Genomic DNA, 16966 nt, shown 5'->3' with positions numbered 1-16966 from the left:
GTAAACCAGTACAATAGCGCCATTATTCACTACTCCCCAACAAACCATCATGAATCAAGACGCCTTTGAAGATTATTCCGAACCTGAAGAGATAGAAATCGAAGCGATTGGAATAGAAGTCTCTAGCCAACCGATCGAGCTCTATAAGTTGTTTAAGGTGGCTAACCTGGTCGGTGGTGGCGGTGAAGCGAAACACTTTATTGCCGAAGGTTATGTGGCAGTGAACGGTGAACTTGAAACGCGTAAACGACGCAAGATGTACGATGGCGACTTCTTCGAGTTCAATCAAGAATACTATGTCATGGTATGTGATGAGCCGCCGATGGAAGAACGACCAGAGGTCGCTGACGTTGAGAAAACGGCACCTCAGCAAAATAAAGCACCAGAAAATAAAGCGCCAGCAAATAAAGCGTCAAAAAATAAAAGCTCGGGTCGAGACAAAAAAGCCAAACAGAGTCAGAAACAAAACTCGCCATCACAGCGTAAATCGTCCGGCAGCAAAGACCCAAATAGTGGGCGCGGTAGCATAGATTTCTTCTAGATAACAAGTGATGCAAGCAACAGATAAAAGTCCCAATTTCGGGGCTTTTTTTGGTTTGGTGGTTATTTGATTGCTAGGGGCTAGGGCTGAAATGACCTCGTAAAAGTAGGCTCGGGGTTTTAATTCATTAGCTCAAATGATATGACTCGTGGTATCAGACTGAGGTTTCACTGAACAGTAAAAAGTTCGTGTTATGCTTAATCAATCGAGTAAAAGCTAAGAAGCACAGTACAGCATAAATAAGGAAGCAGAATGACAGCAACAAGATTGCATTTTGAAGTGGATACTCACACTCATACTTACGCCAGTGGTCACGCTTACAGCACGATTACCGAAAACGCCTTGGCGGCGAAGCAAAGCGGACTGAAGTTACTCTGTACCACCGATCATGCCGAATCTATGCCCGGTGCGCCGCACTATTGGTTTTTTTCCAACCAGCGTGTTATTCCTCGTTTTTTGCATGATGTCGGTATTGTGCGAGGTGTGGAAGCGAACATCATGACCACCAGCGGTGATATTGACGTCCATCCTAGTTCTTTTAAATCTCTGGATTGGATCATTGCGAGTTTTCATGAGCCGGTGTTTGCGCCGGTTGGTCGCTCGGCACATACCAGAGCACTACTGAATATTATTCGCAGCGGTAAGGTGGATGCGCTTGGGCATCTTGGCAATCCACACTTTGATTTTGATTTCAAGGCGGTAGCGCAGTGTGCCGCGGATCATCATGTCGCTATTGAAATCAATAATAGTACCCTAAGAGGGCATAGCCGTGTGGGCAGTGTTGAACGCTGTTATCAGATCGCAGAAGAGGTGAAATCCGCGGGTGGATATATCACCACAGGCAGTGATTCACATTTCTACGATTCGATTGGTCAATTTGAGCATACCTCCGCCTTGTTGGAGACGGTATCCATGCCGACAGATAAGATCATTACCTATACTGCGCGTCAATTTTTAGATTTCCTGCAACTTCGGGGTCATGAGGTGATTGAGGAATTTCAGCATCTATAACAGCCAATTAGCTTTCGAATGAAAGCTCTATTTAAAACTGGTTAATACTGTTTTGCTTTTCTGTTAATTGTGTATTCGTACCACCATTCCTATTGTCATTGGGTACAAGCCGTTTCTGGCTTAACCCACAGCGATAAGGAAAGGACTATGAGTTACCAAGGCTATACAACATTTACCGCCAAGCAAGACGATGCCATCCTTTACGTCACATTTGAATTTGGTTCGGTCAACGTTCAAGGGCAAGAGATGTTGGCTGATTTGAATGGGTTGGCATTGCGCTTAGAGCGCGATAGCAGTGTCAAAGTGGTGGTGTTTCAGTCCGCTAATCCAGAGATCTGGGTCTGTCATTACGACACCAATCTACTGAAAGAGATGTCCACCGAGGCAGTCAGTCGTGATGAAGCCAAGTTGCTCGACCTCCAATCAGTACTTGAGCGTATCAGTAAAGTTCCCCAAGCAACGATAGCGAAACTCGAAGGCTTTGCCCGTGGTGGCGGTCATGAGTTTGCACTGGCATGCGATATGCGTTTTGCCGCGCGTGGTAAATACAAGTTTATGCAAATGGAAGTCGGTATGGGCATTCTGCCTTGTGGTGGCGGTGCATCTCGTATGGCAAGACAAGTTGGTTTGGGTCGTGCGTTAGAGATCATCCTTAGCGCCAGAGACTTTGATGCCGATGAAGCTGAGGCATACGGCACCATTAATAAAGCACTAGAGCCGGATGAAATCGGTCCTTATGTGGATGCACTGGCACAACGTATTTCTAAATTCCCTGCGGAATCCATTAATGCGTGTAAGCAGATGGTTTACGAATCGATAGACAAACCGATTGATGAGGCGTTAAAAGCCGAAGCCTACTGGCTATATCAAGCCACCAGTAAAACGGCGGCGGTTAAACGTTTTAGAATTGCCGATGAGCAAGGTCTGGAGCACGATATTGAGAACCAACGCAAATGGGAAGAGTTGGTGATGAATGTTCAAGACATCAACTAAACGAGTTTGTTTTGTGTTTCAAGCAGGGTTGGCTTTGACCAATCCTGCTAACTCACGACTCATATAATCAATAAACACCCTAAGACGAGCTGGCATATACTTGCTCTGTGCATATTGTAGCGCGACCGTGCCGTGATAGTTACTTTTGATGGTCCAATCTTGCAATACCGGTTTAACGCTGCCTTGTAGCAGTGCTTCCTGAATCACAAAGTCATGGAAGATACCGATCCCCAATCCTTGTTTGACGCCGTTTAATCGCATCTGAGAATGGTTGACCGCATAGCGCCCAGAAACGGTGATCGAGTGGTATTCGTCCTCTTTAAAAAAATCCCAAACGTTGTCGCGCTCCGTCTCTGCTAAATATAGACAGTCGTGAGCTTGTAAGTCTTGTGGCAAGGTGGGTTCGCCATTTTTCGTCAGATACTCTGGACTAGCGCAAAGTACCAGATTTGTTGGCCCAAGTTCTTTCAGTACCAAATTTTCATCCGGACGGTCGGTCAGTTTAAAGGCGGCGTCTATACCATGTTTAAGCAAGTCGATGTCGCCATCCAATGCCCGCACTTTCAATTGGATTTCTGGATAGCGCTTTAAAAACGGACCAATAAGGGGCTGTAAAACGGAAAAAAGAAAAGCTTCAGGTGCGGCTATCGTCAGTGAGCCACTCGGTTCGGTGTGATCGGACTGAGACACATCGAGCGCTTGTTGAGCGGCATTGATCATCAGGACGCTTTGGTCATACACCTTTTGACCTGCTTGTGTGATCACCAACTGGCGAGTCGTACGCTGAAACAATTTCGTCGACAAGGCATTTTCTAATCGGGTAATGGTTTTTGACAGAGCAGAAGGGGTGACACCCAGCTTTTTCGCGGCAGCGGTAAAACTGCCTTCATTAACCACCAAGATGTAAGACGCGAGATCAGGAAGTAGCGGAATAAGACTCTGGTTGAACATGATTAATGCCTGAGATTCACTAATGGTTTTCCATCTTAAGGGATAATCGAATTCACGGCAATGAACTAAAATAGGGACAACAACGCAGCGCCCCTACAAGGAAACCAATATGTCCTCTGCATTTTATAATCAAATTCAACAGCAGCTTGAAGAAGTTAAAGCTGAAGGTCTGTATAAATCTGAGCGTGTCATCACCTCTCAACAACAAGCGGCCGTGAAAATTGCCAGCGGCGAAAGTGTGCTGAACTTCTGCGCCAACAACTACTTAGGTCTGGCGAATCACCCAGAGCTGATTACAGCCGGTCAGCAAGGTATGGATGCACATGGTTTCGGTATGGCATCGGTGCGTTTTATCTGTGGTACGCAAGATATCCATAAACAGCTCGAGCAGAAACTGTCAGCATTTTTGGGTCAAGAAGACACCATTCTTTACACATCGTGTTTCGATGCAAACACCGGTCTATTTGAAACTATCCTTGGCAAAGAAGATGCGATTATTTCTGATGCCCTTAACCACGCGTCGATTATCGACGGTGTGCGTCTTTGTAAAGCGATGCGTTTTCGCTACGCCAACAACAATATGGACGAGCTTGAACAGCAACTTATTGCCGCGAAAGAAGCGGGTGCCCGTCATACCTTGATCGTAACTGACGGTGTATTCTCGATGGACGGTGTGGTCGCAAACCTGCCTGCTATCTGTGATTTAGCAGACAAGTATGGTGCGCTTGTGATGGTTGATGATTCTCACGCGGTTGGCTTTATGGGCGCAACGGGTGCGGGGACTCACGAGTACCACAATGTGATGGATCGTATTGATATTATTACCGGTACGCTGGGCAAAGCCATGGGTGGAGCATCAGGCGGTTATACGTCAGGTAAAAAAGAAGTCATCGATTGGTTGCGTCAGCGCTCTCGCCCTTATCTATTCTCTAACTCGGTTGCGCCAGCCATTGTTAACGCGTCTTTGCGCGTACTTGATCTTCTGCAACAGAGTGGCGAATTGCGTGACCGTCTCTGGGAAAACGCCGCCCATTTCCGTACTCGTATGACGGATGCAGGTTTCACCATGGCGGGCGCTGATCATGCGATCATTCCAATTATGCTAGGCGATGCCAAAGTCGCCGCAGAGTTTGCCGAGCGCGCGCTTGCGAAGGGCATTTATGTGGTGGGCTTCTCTTTCCCTGTGGTGCCAAAAGGACAAGCGCGTATCCGTACTCAGATGTCTGCTGCCCACTCAAGAGAGCAATTAGATCGCGCCATTGATGCCTTTATCGAAGTTGGTAAAGAGATGGCAATCATCTAACCCATTTTACGCGGTTGGTTTTGTTATCAAATTCGACTAGCCGCGACATCGATTTCTTTAGGAAATAGTAATGAAAATTAAAGCGTTATCAAAATTAAAGCCTGAACAAGGCATCTGGATGACGGAAGTCGACAAGCCAGAAATGGGCCACAACGATCTGCTTATCAAGATCAAAAAGACCGCTATCTGTGGTACGGATGTGCATATCTACAACTGGGATGAATGGTCACAAAATACCATTCCGGTTCCTATGGTTGTCGGTCACGAATACGTCGGTGAAGTGGTTGGGATTGGTCAAGAAGTGCGTGGTTTTGAGATTGGCGACCGCGTTTCTGGTGAAGGTCATATCACTTGCGGTCACTGTCGCAACTGCCGCGGTGGTCGTACTCATTTGTGCCGCAATACCGTCGGCGTTGGCGTTAATCGCACCGGAGCGTTCTCGGAATACTTAGTGATCCCTGCATTTAACGCTTTTAAAATTCCTGAAGGTATCTCTGACGATCTCGCTTCTATCTTTGACCCGTTCGGCAATGCCGTTCACACCGCACTGTCGTTTGACTTGGTGGGTGAAGACGTGCTTATCACGGGCGCGGGTCCCATTGGTATCATGGCTGCCGCTGTTGCCAAACACGTCGGCGCACGCCATGTTGTCATTACCGATGTTAACGAATACCGCCTTGAACTCGCCAAACAAATGGGCGTGACTCGCGCCGTTAACGTTGCGAAAGAAGATCTAAAAGACGTGATGACCGAGTTAGGCATGACCGAAGGCTTCGATGTCGGTTTAGAAATGTCAGGTGTCCAATCCGCGTTTAGTTCAATGCTAGAAACCATGAACCACGGCGGTCGTATCGCGCTACTCGGTATCCCACCATCAGACATGGGCATCGATTGGAACCAAGTTATCTTTAAAGGTCTTGTGATCAAAGGTATCTATGGGCGTGAGATGTTTGAAACTTGGTACAAGATGGCTTCATTGATCCAGTCTGGCTTAGATTTAACGCCAATTATCACCCATCACTTTAAGGTTGATGAGTTTGAAAAAGGCTTTGAGGCTATGCGTAGCGGGGCTTCTGGTAAGGTTATTCTCGATTGGGAGTAAAGGGACTACAAGGTTAAAAATAGACTTCTTGCTGCTTACATAGATACTGGTTATCCGAACATGTAAAGGGTAAAAACAGCCCTGTTTTACACCTAGAAATGCCCCAAAAAAATTGAATGACGCCCCGAATGAAATCGAGGCGTCATTTTCGTATCTAGCAAACAATATCTTATTGAGTTATCCCGCTAGCTGCTTTTAAAACTCTGAACTTTTTGGGTATCTTCTGAGTGTAAAGTATGCTCGCCATAGATATGACGCTATCTCGTTAATAGATCATGTTCTGTCTCTGTAGTGCTTTCGTGACGGCTTGAATGCATAGGTCTAGATATATAGTTCTAGATATACTCTTTCATCGTTTCAGTTAAGTTATCTAATGAAAATCCACGATACTCAATGTCATAACCTTTTAGGCTTAGCTTTTTTAAAAGGTCATGGGATTTCTCTATTAGTTTTGCTTCACTGTAACGCTTTTGCTGTCTTTTAACCTCAGCGATGAGTATTTTCTTATCGAGGTCATTAATGGCAACGATATCGATCTCATTATGACCTTTCGCATCCCAGTATCCACCAATCTTCCCGAATTGCTTTGATTCGACCAGTATTGCGGTGAATAGGCTTTCTAGCTCTAGACCTGAGTATACGTTGAAATCCCGTTCAATGTATTTTCGGATATATTCGTAGTTCTCCATCTCCACAGCGCTTTTGTTGGCATGGATGAATCGAAACCAGAAGTTTAGAAATGGATCGGAAATGGAGTAGCGAATATCTCGAGAGTTCTCTTTAGAACTAATCGGACGTTTCTTGGTAATAACATCAAACACTTCATCAAGCTTTTCTAGATGAACACCAACACTCATATCTAAGAAGTTTTCAATTCTAGCTCGGCTAGTATTGCCCTTTGATATTGCCCCAAGAATATCGAAGTAAACTCGATGTTCTGAGCCAAAATCTTCTACAAGCCGGTGAGTTCCTTCCTTTATCAGCGGCGAAAACTCGGAGATCACTGCCTCAAATAGATCATCGCTTTCAGCAGAGAATCGAGTTAGCCACTCAAGGTATTTTGGGATTCCCCCTGAAAGACACCACCATTGAAGCATGTTCTCAGCATCAAATTGATGGTGGTCTTTCATTACCTCCGCAAGATAAGAGGGTTGCAAAGGTTGGATTTTAAAGAATCGATCATCACGGTTGAATAGAGGCTCGTCTTTGCCTTTGAAGATCTTAGTCATCATGCTGTATAGGGAGCCACAGCAGACAAGGTGCATCATTGACTCTCTTTTGTTTGCATCCCATAAATTTTGAATGTCGGAGAATAGAGCAGGGCAGACGATATCTATGTCTTGAAATTCGTCAATGATGACAGTCAGAGGCTTTTGCTTTGTATAATCCAACAAGAACTCAATGATATCTCGGAGTGATTGTGGTTGGAAAAACTTAACACCAAGCTCACTATTGATGATTTCTGCAAACTCATCCACTAAGGAGCTTTCACTCTTTCGACTTATGAATAGGTAAAGAAATCGAGTATTCCCTTGATGAAACGCTTCGTTTAAAAGACGGGTTTTACCCACACGTCTTCTTCCCACCATGACACTAAGTTGCCCCTTAGTTTCTGCTATCTGTCCGGAAACCGCTTGTAGGGCGTCGAGTTCTTTCTGGCGGTTATAAAACTTTTTCATCGCTTTCTACTTTTGCTTTGACCTGTTGGCTTTAAGGATAGATTACAGGGTATCTAGTGTAAATATAATTACTGTAAAAAATATTACAGTAATTATATTTACACTAATGGGTTGGTTTGTGTAATCCTCAAGGAGAATGTTGATTTTGCTAGCTTCCAACCTGAAACATATCGTGGATTTTGGGATATGGGATGATTTCGCCGCTTCTCAGCGAGTGACTAATGATGAGTCATTTCTAGACTCATCATTAGTCCATTTCGTTATTCGACGTTGTTTGCGGTTACTTGTTTTTCACCTGACTTGAACAGTTTGCAGATCAACACGAAAAAGAGTGGCGCGAAGTAAATTACCAATAAAGTGGCGCCTATCATGCCGCCGAGTACTGACGTACCAATCGCGTTGCGTGCATTGGCACCTGCGCCGGTGCTAATCACCAAAGGCAATACACCCAGTCCAAACGCCAGCGATGTCATGATGATGGGGCGCAGACGCATCTCACACGCTTGTACCGTTGCATCAATGATGTTGACGCCTTTTTCATACAGCTCTTTGGAAAATTCAACGATCAAAATGGCGTTCTTGGCGGTTAAACCTATGGTGGTTAACACGCCGACTTGGAAGTAAACATCGTTTTCCAGCCCTCGCAACATGATCGCAGCCAGTGCGCCGAGTATCCCCAACGGAACAACAAGAATAATCGCAATTGGAATACTCCAGCTTTCATACAAAGCGGCCAAGCAGAGGAAGACCATCAAGATGGAGATGGCATACAGAATCGGAGCTTGGTTGCCAGCTTCGATCTCTTGATAGGACATACCCGTCCAACTTACCTGTACATCGTTTGAAATCTCTGCGGCTAACCGGTTAATTTCAGCCATCGCTTCTCCGGTACTGTAACCCGGGGCAGCTTCACCGACGATCTCTACTGCGGAGTTGCCGTTATAACGTTGTAACTGTGGAGAACCTTGCCCCCAGTGATAAGTACTGAACGCTGAGATGGGAACCATCTCACCTTCGTTGTTGCGCACAAACCATAAATTTAGGTCTTCTGGTGTCATGCGATATTCGGCGTCGGCCTGAATGTAAACCTTTTTAGAGCGACCACGGTCGATAAAGTCATTGACGTATGATGACGCCCAAGCAATTGATAGTGACTGGTTGATGTCATCAATTTCTAAGCCGAGCACTTTGGCTTTTTCATAGTCGACATCAAGGAACAGTTGCGCCGTATCCTCAAGACCGTTTGGTCGTGTATTTCTTAATAGTGGACTTTGTGCCGCAGCGCCCAGTAGCTGGTTTCTAATCTCAATCAGTTTGTTATGACCGACAGCCCCTACGTCTTCTAAGTAGAAGTTGAAGCCTGTTGAAGTACCCAATTCTCGAATCGGTGGGCTACTAAAAGCAAAGATCTTTGCATGTTTGTAACTTGAAAACTCACCCATGACACGACCGATAATGGAATCAACATCGGTTCCCGGCTCGGTTCTTTCAGCCCAATCTTTCATGCCAATAAATGCCATCGCTGCATTTTGTCCTGAGCCTGAAAAGTTGAATCCAGACACGGTAAACACATGATCGACCGTATGCGATTCGTTCTCTTCAAAGTAATCCTTAATATCCAACATCACTTCTTGTGTCTTTTGTAATGTGGTCCCCGTTGGCGTGGTGACCATGACCATGAAGTCACCTTGGTCTTCATTTGGTAAAAATGAACTTGGCAACACGTTGTATAGGTAGGCAGTGCCTGCAAAAAGCATTAGGTAAACAAAAACGAAGCGCAATGGACGCTGTAAAGCGTGTTTAACTGAGCCTCGGTATTGAGTAGAGAGTTTGTCGAACCCTCTGTTAAACAGAGCAAAAAACTTAATGTTAGACGCTTTGTCGACAGGCTTTAGAAGCGTTGCACAAAGGACTGGAGTAAGAATCAATGCCACGATAACGGAGAGCACCATCGCCGAGACAATGGTCAAAGAGAACTGTTGGTAGATAACGCCGGTTGAACCGGACATAAACGCCATAGGAATAAATACAACCGACAACACCATCGTAATACCGATTAAGGCACTGGTAATTTGTCCCATTGACTTTTTGGTCGCTTCGAGAGGAGATAGGTTCTCTTCATGCATCAAACGCTCGACGTTTTCTACCACAACGATGGCATCATCCACCAGTAGGCCGATAGCCAATACCAAACCAAACATGGTGAGTGTATTGATCGAGAAACCCAGTATTGACATAACACCAAAGGTACCAAGGAGTACGACGGGAACGGCGATGGTTGGGATCAGGGTTGCTCGCAAGTTTTGTAAAAACAGTAACATGACGACAAAAACAAGACCAATGGCTTCAAAGAGGGTTTTGACCACTTCACTGATGGACAAGCGGATAAACAAGTTGTTATCGGTTGTTTTAACCAGTGCGAGTCCATCAGGAAAACCCTTTGAAAGCTGTTCTAGTTTTGCATCCACTGCATTTTGCGTATCTAACGAGTTCGCACCAGTTGCAAGGGTGATCGCAATACCGGAGGAGTCTTGACCCTTATAGGCAGGGATAACCGAAGAATCTTCACTGGCTAACTCTACACGCGCGACGTCTTTGAGTTTAATCTGAGAGCCGTCACTATCGACTTTGATTAAGATATCCTCGAACTCTTCAACGCTGGTTAATAGGCTTTGTGCCGTGATTGTGGCATTGATTAGCTGAGAATCAACGGCTGGCGCGCCGCCCAATTGTCCCACCGTGACTTGACTGTTTTGAACCGATACCGCATCAGAAACGTCAACGGGCGTGAGGCTATAACTGTTTAATTTGGCGGGATCTAACCAGATACGCATCGCATAAGAAGGACCGAAAATGGTCACCTCTCCCACGCCGTTGACACGGCTTAGGATATCTTTGAGGCTAGAGTTTGCGTAATCTTGAATATCACCCGCACTCATGCTGCCATCGGGAGAATATAGGTTGGTGACCGACATAAAGCCTGATGTACTTTTGGTGACAGAAGTCCCTTGATTTTGTACGGCTGTCGGTAGGCGATTACTCACTTGCTGCAAGCTATTTTGAACTTGTACCTGCGCGATGTCGGGGTCGGTGTCAGCACTAAACGTTAATGTGACACTTGCACTACCCGAAGAGTCACTTTTAGACGCCATGTACAGCAGGTTATCTAACCCTGTCATGCCTTGTTCGATAACCTGAGTCACGCTGTCTTCAATCGTTTTTGCTGAAGCGCCAGGGTAAGAGGTTGAGATAGTCACTGCTGGCGGAGCAATCGTTGGATATTGCGCGACAGGCAAGGTGACGATCGCCGTAATGCCCGAAAGCATAATGACAATGGAAATCACCCAAGCGAAAATGGGTCGGTGAATAAAAAAATTCGATAAAGACATGGTTTATTCCTCGCTCGCCGAAGCAGGAGCGGTACTTTCTGTACGGCTATCAATAACAACAGCAATATCATTTTTCATGTTGATGATATTGGTAATGACGACTTGATCACCGTTAGAAAGCCCTTCTTTAACCACCCAACTGTTGCCCACTTCATTACCAAGAACTACCGGCTTTTTCATTGTTTTATTGTCTTGGTTGACCACAAATACGGAAGGTTCCCCAGATTGGCTTCGTACCACAGCAGATTGCGGAACAACGAGATAGCCTCGCGCTTCTGGCATTGAAATATGGGCGCGAACGTACATCCCCGCGAGTAACGTATTGTCAGGATTGGGAATGATGGCGCGTAGCGTGACCGTCCCTGTCGAGTCTGAAACGGATGTGTTCGAAAACTCTAAATGCCCCGTCTGCTCATAAGCACTGCCGTCTTCAAGGGTGATCGACACTGGGATCTCAGCATCCTTGTCCGTGAAGCTAGCAAACTCTTTTCTGATTTTCGTAATCGCCAGTGAAGATTGCTGCATATCCACATAGACGTTCGCGGTTTGCACAATCGTCGTTAGGTAAGAAGACTGTTCAGCGGTCAATAACGATCCCTCTGACACTAAAGAGAGTCCAGCCTGACCTGAAATAGGCGCTTTGATTTTAGTGTATGACAGTTCAATATTGGCATAATCCAATTCGGCTTGGCGGATAGCGACTTCAGCTTGGGCTTCTTTGTAGGCCGCATCGGCATCATCAAAATTCTGTTGGCTGGTTAACTTTTTCTTAAGTAGTTCTTGGTAACGAACCTGAGTTTTTCGAGTGGTCTCTTCGCTCGTCAACGCTTTTGCTAATTGAGCTTGTGCGCTATTGACGTTTGATTGATAAGTGGTTGGGTCAATCTCATAAAGTACATCATCAGCTTCTACCTGAGAGCCCTCTTTGTATAAACGACTTTTGAGAATACCCGTCACCTGTGGTCTCACTTCCGCTTGTTTGAACGCGGCAATTCGCCCGGGCAACTCGGTCGTCAAACGCAGTGTTGTCGGGGTTAAATCTAAAACGTCAACATGAAGAGGCCCCGGTGCTGGTCGTTGGTCTATGACTTGTTCACCACAGCCGAGTAATAAAGTGCTAGAGAGAATGAGACCCAGTGGCCATTTTAACGAGAGGGGAAGAGACATGATGAAACCTTATCCTAGAAGAATGATGGCAAAAGTTACTAAAAGTATAGTGGTTAAGTGGTTAACGCGGGGTTAAGACTTATGATTGTGATGCTAATGAATTGAGAGTCGTGGAAAAAGAACTCGGCTTACCGCACAGCAGTTGCTCGACATACTGTTTCACGTTAAATCGAGTGAGGGGTGGTTCAGGTCTGTTTTTACAAGCGAAATGTAAATCAGCGCCGTCATATCGCCACTAGGCGAGCACTGGTCTTCATCAGCATTGAGTTCGTTATCTATGATGACATTATTAGCGTTAGCGCCTAAAATTAGTGTTATACTACGTCGTGCGGTTTAACTTTTAGAGCATAGAGTGAGGCAAGAATGTTGAGTTTTACTCTGCAAGCACATATCAACTCGCTCTTTTTAGGAAGTCCATCAGTATGACAAATCAAACCAGCGACTCAATGGTCAAAATAGAGAACCTAATTGAGCGTTATCAACCCGAATTTACAAATGTTCACTCTGCAGAAATGCAGGTGTTCTTGAAGGAAATTCAGAACCTCGTCGCGAGTAACAATACTTTAATTCTTAAAAGCGTAGCCGATGTGTTGCCGCTGCATTTCTTTGTTGATGATTACCAACGTGGTTACAAATGGTTGCCGCAACAAGTGACCGAACTTCTTAATGACATTAACGAGTTTGATAGTAGTAAAGGTGAGTTTTATTGTTTACAACCGGTGGTGGTTAAGCATCACAGTGCGCTGAATACAGGCGAAAAAGGATGCTGGGAATTGATTGATGGTCAGCAGAGAATGACCACTATTTTTATGATTTTGTCTTATCTTGAGCATCAACAAAAGTACACAATTGAATATCGCACACGTAAGAGCAGTAGCGTCTTCCTAAATGAATACCTGCCAAGCACATTGGCTTATGAGCAGTGGGATGACTTTATTGCCAGTCAATCATTCGACAGCGAAACGGAAGAAGCGCTGCATGCCGCTGAGCTCGATAACGTTGATAATTACCACTTCTATACGGCTTACAAAACGATAGCCGAATGGTTTAAACAACCAGACGTTGATAAGTTTGCATGGAGTAACAAACTGCTCAACCATACCAAGTTTATTTGGTATGCAGCACGTGAAGAAGATGAGTCGGTGGATCGTCTGCAGTCGATTGATATTTTTATGCGTATTAACAGCGGTAAGATCCCGCTCACCAACGCGGAGTTAATCAAGGCGCTGTTTCTGAACAATGTTTTAAAGCAGGATAAGAATGAGATTGACTTATTTCGCCAATCTGAACTTAGCCTGCAGTGGGATATGATCGAGCATGGCTTACAAGATGAAGAATTCTGGGCATTTTTAAGCTCTTCGAATAAACCGAGTGATCACACTACGCGAATCGACATGCTGTTTGATTTGCGCAAGCAAGCCGCCCATTTCGGTAAGCGCAATAAACAGAGCGAATCCGATGAGTTTTCATCTTTTCATTTTTACAATGACAAACTACTTGGCGCAGCAGACAAAGAAAAAACGGTCTATGACCTGTGGCATGAGGTGAAAAAAGATTACTACCGCCTGCTTGAGTGGTTTAAGGATGATGAGTTATATCACCTTGTTGGTTTCATCGTCAGTCGAGACATTCGCAATGTACAAGACTTGTGGCAACTGGCGGATCGTAAGGGTAAGTCCGAGTTTGCACTAGAACTGAGAAAGATCATTGCCGAAGAACTGTATGGTTACTTTGAGAATAAAGAGTTGGGTCAGTTTGACTTTGATTCAATGCATTACAACGCTAAGCGTAAGAATGTTATCTCGATCTTTATCCTGTTTAATATTTCAGTGCACCGAACCAACAAAACCCGTTTCTCATTCAAAACTTATCGAGATATGTCTTGGGATATTGAGCATATTCACGCACAGCAATCGAAAGAGTTGGATGCAGTTAAACAATACCAGACCTGGTACGACGACCAACAAGCGCTACTGGGCTCCAATCATATCCCTGAAGTTCAAAAGCAAGAGTTGATTGAGGCACTCGAACACTGGTATTCAAAGAGTAGTCATGATCTAACGAGCCATCGTGAACTTCGCAATACTTATATCGAGCTACTCGAAAGTGTGGTGGGTGAAATCCCCGATGACGAGGTACATGGAATAGACAACCTTTGCCTGCTTCCAAGTCGCGTCAATCGTAGCATTGGTAATGAAATTTTTTCCGTAAAGCGCGAACGCATCATTAATTATGAGCGAGAGCAGCATCTTTTTATCCCCATTGGCACCAAGAATGTGTTCTCGAAATTTTATAGTGACAGTGTTTCACAGATGTACAAATGGTCTGAGAGCGACAAACAAGGTTATCGCAATGCGCTAGAGGATTGCTTTAACTACTACCTCGATGTGAAAGGTAACGAAGAATGAGTGTGAAACAGACATTTTGGCAACTGTTAGATAAGTATCAAATTGAGATCCCAATTATCCAGCGAGATTACGCACAGGGGCGTAATGATAGTAAAGCTAAGCAGATTCGTGAGGGTTTTGTCAAAAGCCTGCATTCTGTGGTGACAGACACAAACAACAGTCAAGATCTGGATTTTATCTATGGTTCTGTACACAACGATACCTTGACGTTGCTTGATGGTCAGCAGCGTTTGACGACGCTATTTTTGTTGCATTGGTACATTGCCGCAGGTTGTGGTTGTTTAGCAAATGCTGAGGTTAAATTGCAGCGTTTCAGCTACAAAACCCGTGTGAGCTCTCGAGAATTTGTTGATTCGTTATTGTTGTTTGGCAGTGAAATCGACATCCTTAATTGTGAAGATACGCTATCGTCGGCGATTATTGACTCTCATTGGTTCTTCTCTGTCTGGCGTAACGATCCGACCGTGCAATCAATGCTGACCATGCTTGATGAAATTCACCGTGTATTTATTTATGAACTTGCGGGTGGCAAAGCACTATGGGAGTTGTTGACCTCAGAAACTAATCCACCCATCACTTTCCATTTTCTTGAAATGAAAGAGTTTTCATTGACGGATGAACTTTACATCAAGATGAATGCTCGTGGGCGTCCTCTCACTGAGTTTGAGAATTTTAAAGCTTGGTTGCAAAGTTATGTAGAGGAACGAACTGATCTCCAATTGACCGAAGGTTTCTGGGCGTTGATGGATAAGGAATGGACCGATGTCTTTTGGAAGCTTCGCGATAGCGGTGAATACGAAATCGATAATCTGTTTTTGAGCTGCTTTAAGAGCGTCGCTCAATTAAATAGCGCGTTATTGCTCAAACCATCTCAAGGTAATCTGGAAAGTCTCGATAACGTCTGGTTACTCGCCTGTCGTGACAATGCTTTTATTCCAACACAGGCCTATAAAGAACGTCATTGCTTTGAAGGGCAAACCTTAAACAAGATTGGTATGTTGCTTTCCCTTTGCCATCAACTGCAACTGGCACCTGCAGACAGTAAGTTAGCGAAGGTATGGCAGCAGTGTCACAGCATTTTTGTGGGTGTGCTACGCGATCGTAGCCTTCAAAACCAAGCTCGCTTCTCCGCGCTTTATCTGTTTGTTCAAAAAGTGTTTGAGCAAGACTTGGTTGAAAGCTCGTGGAGTGATGAACTGATTGATGAATTGTCAGATTGGTTATCGGTCACCATGCGACTAAGCGTAAATATCACATACGATATTACGATGAACTATGTCAGTTCTTCACATGCACTTAATCGCATTATTGAAAGTGTCGAGGTCACCAATGTACTGGCGAGTATCGCTACATTAGACAGTTCAGAATGGCGCTTTTTCAATGAAAATCAGCGTAGCGAAGAGATCTTAAAAGCCAGCCTGATTGTTCAAGACAATGCGTGGCGAGAGCGTTTCGCCAAATACGAAAATCACCGCTATTTCTATCATCAAATCGGCTTTCTACTGCTTGGTGCTAAACAGGAAGATGGCAGTTATGATGCCGATCGATTTGAAGAATTAGCTCGCAAAGCCGCAGTACTATTTGAAGATTATTTAGAAACGCCGGATTTCTTAATGCAGCGAGCATTGCTGACAACGGGCTTGTACTTAGTGAAACCGTCTCATCGTAACCACAGTTTCTGTCGAAATATTACAGGTAATGCCCGTGCTCGTTATGAAAACTGGCGTCGTGTGTTTAACAATGAATCACTGTGTGCAATCTTATTTGAATTGCTCGATAAGCTTAAGACGGGTGAAGAAGAACAGGGGATGCGGGCAATTATTGACAACGCGAACTGCCAAGACTGGCGTAAGTACGTGAACCAATACCCCAAAATTATTAGTTACTCTAGTGAGCGGCAGATTCGTTTAGGTGGCGATGAAATCTACCTGCTGAAAGGTAAGGTGATGTCAGGTCGTTATGCAGGGCTAAGAACTTACGCGCTTTATCTGGAATTACAAAATCATTTGTCAACGTTTGCAAATGAGATTGAGTACAGTGATGGCATAGGTAAGCAAAAGCAGCCTGCTGTTGTTCTGCTTGCATGGCAAAATGCATCACTCTACATCGAATATCAACATGGCATATTTATCTATAGCTTAAGAAATGAAAGTGGTGAAACATTAGACCTTGATGTATCGCAAACAGAGGACTTGGCTAAGCTTAAGTCTATTGCAGATTCAGTATTGACCATTGCGAATTGAGCCAAAGTAATCACATGACTCGCTTTAACCTCGCAAACGTCTTCATCGATTGATTCGTAGGCATTAATGCATAGTCAGGGTTGCTGGCTTTTAGCCAGTATCGACCCTGACTGCCTTTCTGTACCAAACGTAGCAAATACTGGTTATCACCAGATTCATCTTGAATCTCAACCGCCATG

The 16966-nt window shown here is 44.7% G+C and carries 12 protein-coding genes; 7 read left to right on the top strand and 5 right to left on the bottom strand.

Annotated features, from left to right (window positions below; translation table 11 throughout):
• Positions 1–49: 49 nt before the first annotated feature.
• The 3 genes from L9Q39_RS17955 (at position 50) to L9Q39_RS17945 (ending at position 2545) form a co-directional block, all read left to right on the top strand.
• Positions 50–541 carry an RNA-binding S4 domain-containing protein gene (locus L9Q39_RS17955; protein WP_237486456.1) on the top strand — a complete coding sequence of 164 codons (492 nt, stop codon included), beginning with the start codon at positions 50–52 and terminating at the stop codon, positions 539–541.
• 267 nt (positions 542–808) lie between these two features.
• Positions 809–1552, top strand: a complete 744-nt coding sequence (locus L9Q39_RS17950) for a phosphatase (protein ID WP_237487068.1) — start codon at positions 809–811, stop codon at positions 1550–1552.
• A gap of 147 nt (positions 1553–1699) precedes the next feature.
• Positions 1700–2545 (top strand): enoyl-CoA hydratase/isomerase family protein, encoded by an 846-nt coding sequence (locus L9Q39_RS17945; RefSeq protein WP_237486455.1) that lies wholly within the window; start codon positions 1700–1702, stop codon positions 2543–2545.
• Positions 2546–2563: 18 nt separating this feature from the next.
• Here L9Q39_RS17945 and L9Q39_RS17940 read toward each other — a convergent pair whose 3' ends face one another.
• Positions 2564–3496 carry a LysR family transcriptional regulator gene (locus L9Q39_RS17940; protein ID WP_237486454.1) on the bottom strand — a complete coding sequence of 311 codons (933 nt, stop codon included), beginning with the start codon at positions 3494–3496 and terminating at the stop codon, positions 2564–2566.
• Positions 3497–3605: 109 nt separating this feature from the next.
• Here L9Q39_RS17940 and L9Q39_RS17935 point away from each other — a divergent pair, with 109 nt between their 5' ends.
• Both L9Q39_RS17935 and tdh read left to right on the top strand, forming a co-directional pair.
• Complete coding sequence (locus L9Q39_RS17935) at positions 3606–4799, top strand: glycine C-acetyltransferase (RefSeq protein ID WP_237486453.1); 1194 nt, start codon at positions 3606–3608, stop codon at positions 4797–4799.
• 70 nt (positions 4800–4869) lie between these two features.
• Positions 4870–5901 carry an L-threonine 3-dehydrogenase gene (gene tdh, locus L9Q39_RS17930; protein WP_237486452.1) on the top strand — a complete coding sequence of 344 codons (1032 nt, stop codon included), beginning with the start codon at positions 4870–4872 and terminating at the stop codon, positions 5899–5901.
• Positions 5902–6236: 335 nt separating this feature from the next.
• On the opposite strand, the gene L9Q39_RS17925 is transcribed toward tdh, so the two are convergent.
• From L9Q39_RS17925 to L9Q39_RS17915, 3 genes are all read right to left on the bottom strand, one after another.
• Entirely contained in the window at positions 6237–7580 is a 1344-nt protein-coding gene (locus L9Q39_RS17925) for an ATP-binding protein (RefSeq protein WP_237486451.1), read from the bottom strand.
• A gap of 260 nt (positions 7581–7840) precedes the next feature.
• Positions 7841–10969, bottom strand: coding sequence for an efflux RND transporter permease subunit (locus L9Q39_RS17920; RefSeq protein WP_237486450.1), 3129 nt, complete (start codon positions 10967–10969; stop codon positions 7841–7843).
• 3 nt (positions 10970–10972) lie between these two features.
• Entirely contained in the window at positions 10973–12136 is a 1164-nt protein-coding gene (locus L9Q39_RS17915; RefSeq protein ID WP_237486449.1) for an efflux RND transporter periplasmic adaptor subunit, read from the bottom strand.
• A gap of 422 nt (positions 12137–12558) precedes the next feature.
• Here L9Q39_RS17915 and L9Q39_RS17910 point away from each other — a divergent pair, with 422 nt between their 5' ends.
• Both L9Q39_RS17910 and L9Q39_RS17905 read left to right on the top strand, forming a co-directional pair.
• On the top strand, positions 12559–14544 hold the full coding sequence (locus tag L9Q39_RS17910; protein WP_237486448.1) for a DUF262 domain-containing protein: 1986 nt from the start codon (positions 12559–12561) through the stop codon (positions 14542–14544).
• Entirely contained in the window at positions 14541–16787 is a 2247-nt protein-coding gene (locus tag L9Q39_RS17905; RefSeq protein ID WP_237486447.1) for a DUF262 domain-containing protein, read from the top strand. The genes L9Q39_RS17910 and L9Q39_RS17905 overlap by 4 nt, the downstream gene beginning before the upstream one ends.
• 10 nt (positions 16788–16797) lie before the next feature.
• Here the strand turns inward: L9Q39_RS17905 and L9Q39_RS17900 are convergent, their stop codons facing one another.
• Entirely contained in the window at positions 16798–16965 is a 168-nt protein-coding gene (locus L9Q39_RS17900) for a hypothetical protein (RefSeq protein ID WP_435532850.1), read from the bottom strand.
• Position 16966 lies beyond the last annotated feature (1 nt).

Origin of the sequence: Vibrio hippocampi (genome assembly GCF_921292975.1) — a bacterium.
GTDB lineage: Bacteria > Pseudomonadota > Gammaproteobacteria > Enterobacterales > Vibrionaceae > Vibrio > Vibrio hippocampi.
Note: the sequence above shows the minus strand (reverse complement) of the source record. Positions and strands in the feature narration are given on the sequence as shown.

Coding starts and splice junctions, on each gene's coding strand:
- L9Q39_RS17955 (WP_237486456.1), top strand. CDS start 50: ATGAATCAAGACGCCTTTGAAGATTATTCCGAACCTGAAGAGATAGAA.
- L9Q39_RS17945 (WP_237486455.1), top strand. CDS start 1,700: ATGAGTTACCAAGGCTATACAACATTTACCGCCAAGCAAGACGATGCC.
- L9Q39_RS17940 (WP_237486454.1), bottom strand. CDS start 3,496: ATGTTCAACCAGAGTCTTATTCCGCTACTTCCTGATCTCGCGTCTTAC.
- L9Q39_RS17935 (WP_237486453.1), top strand. CDS start 3,606: ATGTCCTCTGCATTTTATAATCAAATTCAACAGCAGCTTGAAGAAGTT.
- tdh (WP_237486452.1), top strand. CDS start 4,870: ATGAAAATTAAAGCGTTATCAAAATTAAAGCCTGAACAAGGCATCTGG.
- L9Q39_RS17925 (WP_237486451.1), bottom strand. CDS start 7,580: ATGAAAAAGTTTTATAACCGCCAGAAAGAACTCGACGCCCTACAAGCG.
- L9Q39_RS17920 (WP_237486450.1), bottom strand. CDS start 10,969: ATGTCTTTATCGAATTTTTTTATTCACCGACCCATTTTCGCTTGGGTG.
- L9Q39_RS17915 (WP_237486449.1), bottom strand. CDS start 12,136: ATGTCTCTTCCCCTCTCGTTAAAATGGCCACTGGGTCTCATTCTCTCT.
- L9Q39_RS17910 (WP_237486448.1), top strand. CDS start 12,559: ATGACAAATCAAACCAGCGACTCAATGGTCAAAATAGAGAACCTAATT.
- L9Q39_RS17905 (WP_237486447.1), top strand. CDS start 14,541: ATGAGTGTGAAACAGACATTTTGGCAACTGTTAGATAAGTATCAAATT.
- L9Q39_RS17900 (WP_435532850.1), bottom strand. CDS start 16,965: ATGGCGGTTGAGATTCAAGATGAATCTGGTGATAACCAGTATTTGCTA.